Here is a 7,279-nt window from a genome sequence, read left to right as displayed (position 1 = left end):
TATTGTTAAGTACGGTTGTGTATTTCCGCACGTCGACCAGGCTGTAACCCATTGAACAGCAGCACGATTCGCCTTTGCAAGGCGGGTGTCAGGGGTTCGATTCCCCTAGGCTCCACAAATCTTCGCTGATCGGGCGCTCCCCGCTAGCGTGAACCTCGTGCCCGACGAACAGCCACGCGCCTGGGAGTTCGTCACCGGGCCGCCGCGGTGCGCCCCCGGCGCCGTCTCGATGGTGGGCTACCGGGCCTTGCAGAACCCCGGCGTCATCCATCGCGGTATGCCGTCGCCGACGCTGACGTTCATCGTCAGCCTCGACGAGGGGGTGCAGGCGGCGGCTACCCCCGAGGGTCTTCGCGTCGCCCGGCCCAACCCGGTGTTGCTCGGCGGCCTGCAGGTGCAGGCCGCGCACGTGCGGCAGCACCGCGGGCAGGCCGGGGTGCAGCTGGCGGTGCACCCCCTTGCCGCGCGGAGGCTCTTCGGCGTGCCCAGCGCCGAGCTGGGAGCGATCGACTTCGACGCCGGCCGGTTGCTGGGGCGTCGCGCCGCTGAATTGCACGAGCGGGTGGCCGAGGCGTGGCACTGGCCGGACGCGTTCGCGGTCATCGCCGAGGGCCTGCGGGATGCCTGGCGGCGGCGCGACGGTGCGACGGTGCGCCCCGACGTGGCCCGGGCCTGGCAGCTGCTGGAAACCAGTCGCGGGCGGCTGCCGGTGAGCCTGGTGGCTGAGCGAATCGGCGTGAGTCCCCGCCACCTGACGACGCTGTTCCGGCAAGAGGTGGGCCGCTCCCCCAAGACCGTCGCGATGCTGATGCGCTTCCGGCATGCGACCGTCCGGATCGCCGACTCGGCGCGGCGTTGCGGGTCGGTCGACCTGGCCGCCGTCGCGGCCCACGCGGGATACAGTGACCAGGCCCACCTCACCCGGGAGTTCACCCGCTTCGCGGGCGCACCGCCGCGGCGCTGGCTGGCCGAGGAGTTCCGAAACATTCAAGACGGCGGCCATTCGTGCGGCGCACACTGCGAGCATGACTGGATCGAATCCGACCCTGTGGTTGACCCTGCAGGCCCATGACGCCCAGAAGCTGATCGACTACTACGTCGAGACGTTCGGCTTCGTGCTCGCGGCACGCTACGGCGAGGGCCGCGACGTCGACCACGCGCAGCTGAATTGGCCCGAGGGTGAGGGCGGCTTCATGCTCGGCAGCCACAAACCCGGCACCGAATGCGAGCGCGAACCCGGCACCGCCGGCGCGTACGTCGTCACCGCCGATCCCGCCGGCCTGTACGGGCGCGTCGTCGGACGCGGAGCCGACATCGTCCGTCCGCTCGCCGAAACCAGCTATGGCTCAACCGAATTCATTGTCCGCGATCCCGAGGGCAACCTGTGGTCGTTCGGCGATTACCGCGGCGCGCCCTGCCCACCGGGAGGCTGACGGCACCCCAGGGGCCGTCAGGGACGCGGTTGCACCTCGACGCTGGGCGGCCGCGACTGGGGATCCTGCGGCTTGGCGCGCACGGAGCGCCGGACAAGACTGAACGCGACGGCCCCGCCGGCGAGCACCGCGACGGCCGCCCCCGCGAACACCCACGGACGCTTGGTCCGCCGGCGCGCCCGCCGCGCGTCCTGCAGCGCCTGAGGCAGGTTTGCGACCACGTCCTGCGCGGCCGCCAACTCCTGGGCGAGCGTCTCCTGGGCCGCGGCGAGTTCCTGGGCCAGACGCCCCTCCTGGTATTTGCGGCGGATCTGCGACGCGGTCGACTGCGCCGACTGGACACCCAGACCGACGACTCCGCGGGTCACGTCCACCGGCCCCACTGTCGAGTAGGTCAGGCCGCGAGCCAGTCGCTCCCGCGGGGTCAGCCGGGATTCCGCCTTCGCGCTCATCTGCCGCCTTTCGTCGCGTGCTGAACAGACTGCCAGCATAGGGACACCGGCGAAACCCTTATGTGCGCGCCGCGTTTTCAGCGGCGACGGGGCTTGGGCGACACCGGGTGCGGGCAGGCCCGCGCGTAGTGGCAGACTCTCATGCCGTGACCAACAGCCCCATTCAGACCGCTACCGCCACGCTGCACACCAACCGCGGCGACATCAAAGTCGCTCTGTTCGGAAACCACGCGCCCAAGACCGTCGCCAACTTCGTCGGGCTGGCGCAGGGCACCAAGGAGTACTCGACCCAGAACGCGTCGGGCGGGTCCTCCGGTCCGTTCTACGATGGCGCGGTCTTTCACCGGGTGATTCAGGGCTTCATGATCCAGGGCGGCGACCCGACCGGAACCGGCCGCGGCGGCCCGGGCTACAAGTTCGCCGACGAGTTCCACCCGGAACTGCAATTCGACAAGCCCTACCTGCTGGCGATGGCCAACGCGGGACCGGGCACCAACGGCTCCCAGTTCTTCATCACCGTGGGCAAGACCCCGCACCTGAACCGGCGGCACACCATCTTCGGCGAGGTGACGGACCCCGAGTCGCAGAAGGTCGTCGAGGCGATCTCCACGACGGCCACCGACAGCAACGACCGCCCCACCGAGCCGGTCGTCATCGAGTCGATCACGATCTCGTAGGCCGGCGCACGCCGGTCCGGTCAGCGCGGGTGACGGCCCGCGTAGCCGGCGGCCGTGAGCGCGTCGAGCACCTCGATCGGATCCGTCCCGAGGTCCCAGCGGGAGAAGAGCCGCAGGCCGCCGTCGGCCGTTTCGACCTCGAGCAGGCGGACTTTGCGCCCAAGGCGCGGGAACTCCGTGATCCGGATGATCTTGATGTCGGCGGGCCGCAATAACTGCGTCCGGAACCAACCCCGGTGCACCAGGCCGCCGTCGGTAATTGCCAGCTTCGGCCGCGCGCGCCACGTCGCCCCCGCAAACAAGATCAGACCCGCCGCGGCAATCCCCGTCAAAACGCGGCCCGGCGGGTCTGTGACTACGGTCACACTCGCGATAGCCATCAAAACGCCGGCAGCCCCGCAACCAGCGATTCCCGCGATGCGGGGCTCCCATTGTGTTTGCTGCATGCGCCGCTCAGCCCCTCCCACCACGGCCTATGGAGTTATCCACAGACGCTATCAACAGTGGGGATAAATCACACGCGTGTGATTGGGTGCTGAGAATGTTGCTGGCGCGGGAACGAAGTACGCCGAAAATGAAATCATTCCGTCGATGGTCTCGCTCAGTGCCAGCGCATCGTCAGCAACAACCCGGTGATCATGAAAGCGAAGGCGATGGCGTAGTTCCACGGTCCCAGTTGCGCCATCCAGTTGAGCCAGGTCGGCGCCTGGCTGCCGACGGCGGCCAACTGAAACACCATCAGCCAGACCAGCCCGATGAGCATGAGGCCGACGAACAGCGCGACGAACCACACGCTCGACGGCCCGACCTTCACCTTGACCGGCGTGCGGCTGACCGAGCTGACGGCGAAGTCGTTCTTCTTGCGGACCTTGGACTTGGGCATGATTACCTCAACAAGACGGTGAGCGGGACGGGGTGCAACGATAACGACCGCAGCTGCACGCACAGCTTGGCTACGAGACTAACCCACCTGGCGCGCCGACCAGGAAATTGGAGAGCGATGAGCGACGGACCCCCTTCCCCCTGGCGCTTCGGGGTCCCGGTGGTGTGCCTGCTGGCCGGACTGCTTCTCGCCGCCACCCACGGGGTGTCCGGCGGCGCGGAAATCCGCCGCAGTGACGCCCCGCGGCTGGTGGATCTGGTTCGCGAGGCGCAGTCGTCGGTGAATCATCTCAACGCGCGGCGGGACGCGCTGTCGGCCAAGATCGACGCCGCGCACGGGCGGTCCTCCGATCGCGCGCTGGCGGCGATGCTGCGTCGCTCCGCCGAGCTGGCCGCCGAAGCGGACATGAACCCCGAGCATGGCCCGGGAATCACGGTCACCCTCGAGGACGCGCCGCGGGACGCCAATGGGCGTTTCCCGAGGGATGCGTCGCCCGACGACCTCGTGGTGCACCAGCAGGACATCGAGGCCGTCCTCAACGCGTTGTGGAGCGCCGGCGCGGAGGCGATCCAGATGCAGGACCAGCGGATCGTCGCCACCTCGGTGCCCCGCTGCGTCGGTAACACACTGCTGCTCAACGGCCGCACCTACAGCCCGCCCTACACCATCACCGCGATCGGCAACGGGGCCGCCATGCAGGCCGCCCTGGCCGCCGCTCCCCTGGTCACCCTGTACCGCCAATACGTCGTCCGGTTCGGCCTCGGCTACCGCGAAGAGGTCAAGCCCGACGTGCAGATCGTCGGCCACACCGAACCGGACCGGCTGCACTTCGCGCAGCCCCTGGGAACCATCGGGTACTGACTTTCGGGGGGCGGTAACCTGGCACGGTGCGGATCCTGGTCGTCGACAACTACGACAGCTTCGTGTTCAACCTGGTGCAGTACCTCGGCCAGCTGGGCGTCGAGGCCGAGGTGTGGCGCAATGACGACGCCAGACTTTCCGACGAGGCCGCCGTCGCCGCGCGGTTCGACGGGGTGCTTCTCAGCCCCGGGCCGGGCACCCCGGAACGTGCGGGCGCATCCATCGCCCTGGTTGGCGCGTGTGCCGCCGAGCGCACCCCGCTACTCGGGGTCTGCCTCGGACACCAAGCGATCGGGGTCGCGTTCGGCGCCACCGTGGACCGCGCTCCCGAACTGCTGCACGGTAAGACCAGCAGCGTCTTCCACACCAATGCCGGTGTGCTGCAAGGGCTTCCGGATCCGTTCACGGCGACCCGTTACCACTCGCTGACCATCCTGCCGGAGTCGCTGCCGCCGGTGCTCGAGGTGACGGCCCGCACCCGCGGCGGCGTCATCATGGGGGTCCGGCACAGCGAATTGCCGATTCACGGTGTCCAATTCCACCCGGAGTCGATCCTGACCGAGGGCGGGCATCGGATGCTGGCGAACTGGCTGGCCTACTGCGGCTGGGCCCGCGATGACACGCTCGTCCGCCGGCTCGAGAACGAGGTCCGGGCGGCGGTTCAGCCGTATTTCCCGGCCGATCCGCCGGCTACTGGCCGAACTTCAGCGTGATGATCCCGTCCTTATTGCAACCGGTGCCGGCCGGCGGGTTCTGATAGACCACCCGGTGGGACTGGGAGCCGCCGGCGTCCACGTCGGGACCCTTGTCCAGCACCCCGGTCCAGCCCAACGCCCGTAGCCGCGGCTCGGCATCGGTCCAGAACATGCCGCTCAGATCGGGCATCACAAACTGGTTGCCCTTGGACACCTGCAGTTCGATCACCGAGTCGACCGGAACCATTTGGCCCTTGGGCGGATTCGTGCCGATCACCTCGCCGGCCGGCCGGGTGCTGTCCACCTGCGCCTGCGTGATCTTGGTGAAGCCGTAGACGGTGAGGTTCTTCTGCGCGACGTCGATGGTCTGGCCCGCGACGTCGGGCACCTGCTTGGTCTCCGGCCCCGAACCGACGATCACGGTGATCACGTTGGTGATGGCCGACGTCTGGTTGGCGGGCGGGTTGGTGCCGATCACCTTGCCCAGCAGCTCGGGGCTCGACGGCGAATTGGCCTGCTTGAACTTGCTGAATCCGGCGGCCTTGAGCTTGCTGACCGCATCGGAGTAGCTGAGCGACGAGACATCGGGGACTTCGCGCTGTTCGGGGCCGGTCGAGACGTTGATGGTGATCTCGTCGCCCGCGCTCACCGACGCGTTGGCGCCGGGATCGGTGTTGATGACGTGATCGGGCGGGATCGTCGAGTCGGGCTTCTGCAAGGTGCGGGTCTTGAAGCCGCGATTCTGCAGCGCCGCAATGGCATCGGCGGATACCTGGCCCCGCACGTCGGGCACCTGGACATCGCGGGCGGTGCCGCCGAACGTGTTGAAGGCGATGACGACGACGATGGTCAGCACGGCCAGCGCGGCGACCGCGACGATCCAGCGGCCGACCGACCCGCCGTTGCTGTCGTCGATGGGGCGGAGAGGTTGCCGCGGCAGCGGGTCGGTGCGCGGGCCGGGCGCGTTCCCGCCCGAGGCCAGGAACGAGGTCCGGTCGGCGTCGGTGAGCACCTTGGGCGCCTCGGGCGGTTCGCCATTGTGTACCCGCACCAGGTCGGCGCGCATCTCGGCGGCGGTCTGGTACCGGTTGTCCGGATTCTTGGCCAGCGCCTTGAGCACCACCGCGTCCAGGTCGGCGGAGATGCCCTCGTGCCGCCGTGACGGCGGGATCGGGTCCTCGCGCACGTGCTGGTAAGCGACGGCCACGGGCGAGTCCCCGGTGAAAGGTGGCTCGCCGGTGAGGATTTCGTAGAGCACACAACCCAGCGAGTAGACGTCGGAGCGGGCGTCGACGGTGTCGCCGCGGGCCTGCTCGGGCGACAGGTACTGGGCCGTCCCGATCACCGCCGCGGTCTGGGTGACGCTGTTGCCGCTGTCGGCGATGGCGCGCGCGATGCCGAAGTCCATCACCTTGACCGCGTTGGTGCTGCTGATCATGATGTTCGCCGGCTTGACGTCGCGGTGGATGATCCCGTTCTGGTGGCTGAAGTTCAGCGCCTGGCACGCGTCGGCGATGATCTCGATGGCGCGCCGCGGCGGCAGCGGGCCGTCGGTGTGCACGATGTCGCGCAGGGTGACGCCGTCGACGTACTCCATGACGATGTAGGGCAGCGGTCCCGTCGGCGTTTCCGCCTCCCCGGTGTCGTACACCGCGACGATCGACGGGTGATTGAGCGCGGCCGCGTTCTGCGCCTCGCGGCGGAACCTCAGGTAGAAGCTGGGATCGCGGGCCAAATCCGCGCGCAGCACTTTGACCGCGACATCGCGGTGCAACCGGACGTCGCGGGCCAGGTGAACCTCGGACATACCCCCGAATCCGAGGATCTCGCCCAGTTCATAGCGGTCAGACAGGTGCTGAGGGGTGGTCATCGTGGTATCTCGTGTCGGGCCGGTGAGGCGCTGGGCGTCAGTGGTTCACCCCACCCGTGCTCGGCCGGCCCTCGCTGCAGTCCAGAATTACTTATCGTCGCGCGATCCGTCCAATTGAGCCGCAGCGCCGGACCGGGCGCCAAACCGGCGGGCGTCTTGCTCGCCGGCGGCGGGGCCGGCGGACCCCCGGTGTCGGTGACCGTGGGGGGCGGCGGCTGCTGCTGGGTGTCCGCGCGGGAGTTGATGACGATGAGCACCGCGATGATGATCGCCAGCGCGCCGAGCACCCCGGCGGCCCACAGCAGCGCGCGCTGACCCGACGAGAAGGTGCGCCGGGCCGGGGGCGGCCGGTGACCGCCGGTGGTTCGCCGGGGCGCCGCCGCCCGAGTGCTGGTGACGGCGGCCGCC

At 69.0% G+C, this 7,279-nt stretch carries 9 protein-coding genes and 1 pseudogene; 5 read left to right on the top strand and 5 right to left on the bottom strand.

The genetic code is table 11. The annotated features are described in order from the left end of the window. Positions 1-229: 229 nt before the first annotated feature. Positions 230-1,072 carry a helix-turn-helix domain-containing protein gene (locus tag HMPREF0591_RS03390; RefSeq protein WP_040621745.1) on the top strand — a complete coding sequence of 281 codons (843 nt, stop codon included), beginning with the start codon at positions 230-232 and terminating at the stop codon, positions 1,070-1,072. After that, positions 1,026-1,433, top strand: coding sequence for a VOC family protein (locus HMPREF0591_RS03385; RefSeq protein ID WP_040621024.1), 408 nt, complete (start codon positions 1,026-1,028; stop codon positions 1,431-1,433). The genes HMPREF0591_RS03390 and HMPREF0591_RS03385 overlap by 47 nt, the downstream gene beginning before the upstream one ends. Before the next feature lie 17 nt (positions 1,434-1,450). Here the strand turns inward: HMPREF0591_RS03385 and cwsA are convergent, their stop codons facing one another. Further along, complete coding sequence (cwsA, locus tag HMPREF0591_RS03380; RefSeq protein WP_007167005.1) at positions 1,451-1,885, bottom strand: cell wall synthesis protein CwsA; 435 nt, start codon at positions 1,883-1,885, stop codon at positions 1,451-1,453. Between the two features lie 128 nt (positions 1,886-2,013). Between cwsA and HMPREF0591_RS03375 the strand changes: the two genes are divergently transcribed. After that, entirely contained in the window at positions 2,014-2,562 is a 549-nt protein-coding gene (locus tag HMPREF0591_RS03375) for a peptidylprolyl isomerase (protein WP_040621022.1), read from the top strand. 20 nt (positions 2,563-2,582) lie between these two features. Here the strand turns inward: HMPREF0591_RS03375 and HMPREF0591_RS03370 are convergent, their stop codons facing one another. Both HMPREF0591_RS03370 and crgA read right to left on the bottom strand, forming a co-directional pair. Further along, positions 2,583-3,008, bottom strand: coding sequence for a PH domain-containing protein (locus HMPREF0591_RS03370; protein ID WP_007167003.1), 426 nt, complete (start codon positions 3,006-3,008; stop codon positions 2,583-2,585). Between the two features lie 155 nt (positions 3,009-3,163). After that, on the bottom strand, positions 3,164-3,445 hold the full coding sequence (crgA, locus tag HMPREF0591_RS03365) for a cell division protein CrgA (protein WP_007167002.1): 282 nt from the start codon (positions 3,443-3,445) through the stop codon (positions 3,164-3,166). 117 nt (positions 3,446-3,562) lie between these two features. On the opposite strand from crgA, the gene HMPREF0591_RS03360 reads away from it, so the two are divergent. Continuing rightward, entirely contained in the window at positions 3,563-4,306 is a 744-nt protein-coding gene (locus HMPREF0591_RS03360) for a DUF881 domain-containing protein (protein ID WP_007167001.1), read from the top strand. Between the two features lie 26 nt (positions 4,307-4,332). After that, a complete protein-coding gene (locus HMPREF0591_RS03355; protein ID WP_007167000.1) occupies positions 4,333-5,019 on the top strand; it encodes an aminodeoxychorismate/anthranilate synthase component II in 687 nt (228 codons plus the stop codon). Here the strand turns inward: HMPREF0591_RS03355 and pknB are convergent. Together pknB and HMPREF0591_RS32085 are read right to left on the bottom strand one after the other, a co-directional pair. Continuing rightward, on the bottom strand, positions 4,997-6,871 hold the full coding sequence (pknB, locus tag HMPREF0591_RS03350) for a Stk1 family PASTA domain-containing Ser/Thr kinase (RefSeq protein ID WP_007166999.1): 1,875 nt from the start codon (positions 6,869-6,871) through the stop codon (positions 4,997-4,999). The two genes, HMPREF0591_RS03355 and pknB, sit on opposite strands and share 23 nt — an antisense overlap. Continuing rightward, a pseudogene (locus HMPREF0591_RS32085) lies at positions 6,868-7,279 on the bottom strand (serine/threonine protein kinase); the annotation flags it as partial. The pseudogene HMPREF0591_RS32085 and the gene pknB, both read right to left, overlap by 4 nt.

Origin of the sequence: Mycobacterium parascrofulaceum ATCC BAA-614 (genome assembly GCF_000164135.1) — a bacterium.
In the GTDB taxonomy this organism is placed as follows: Bacteria; Actinomycetota; Actinomycetes; order Mycobacteriales; family Mycobacteriaceae; genus Mycobacterium; species Mycobacterium parascrofulaceum.
This window is presented reverse-complemented; position numbering and strand designations above follow the sequence as displayed.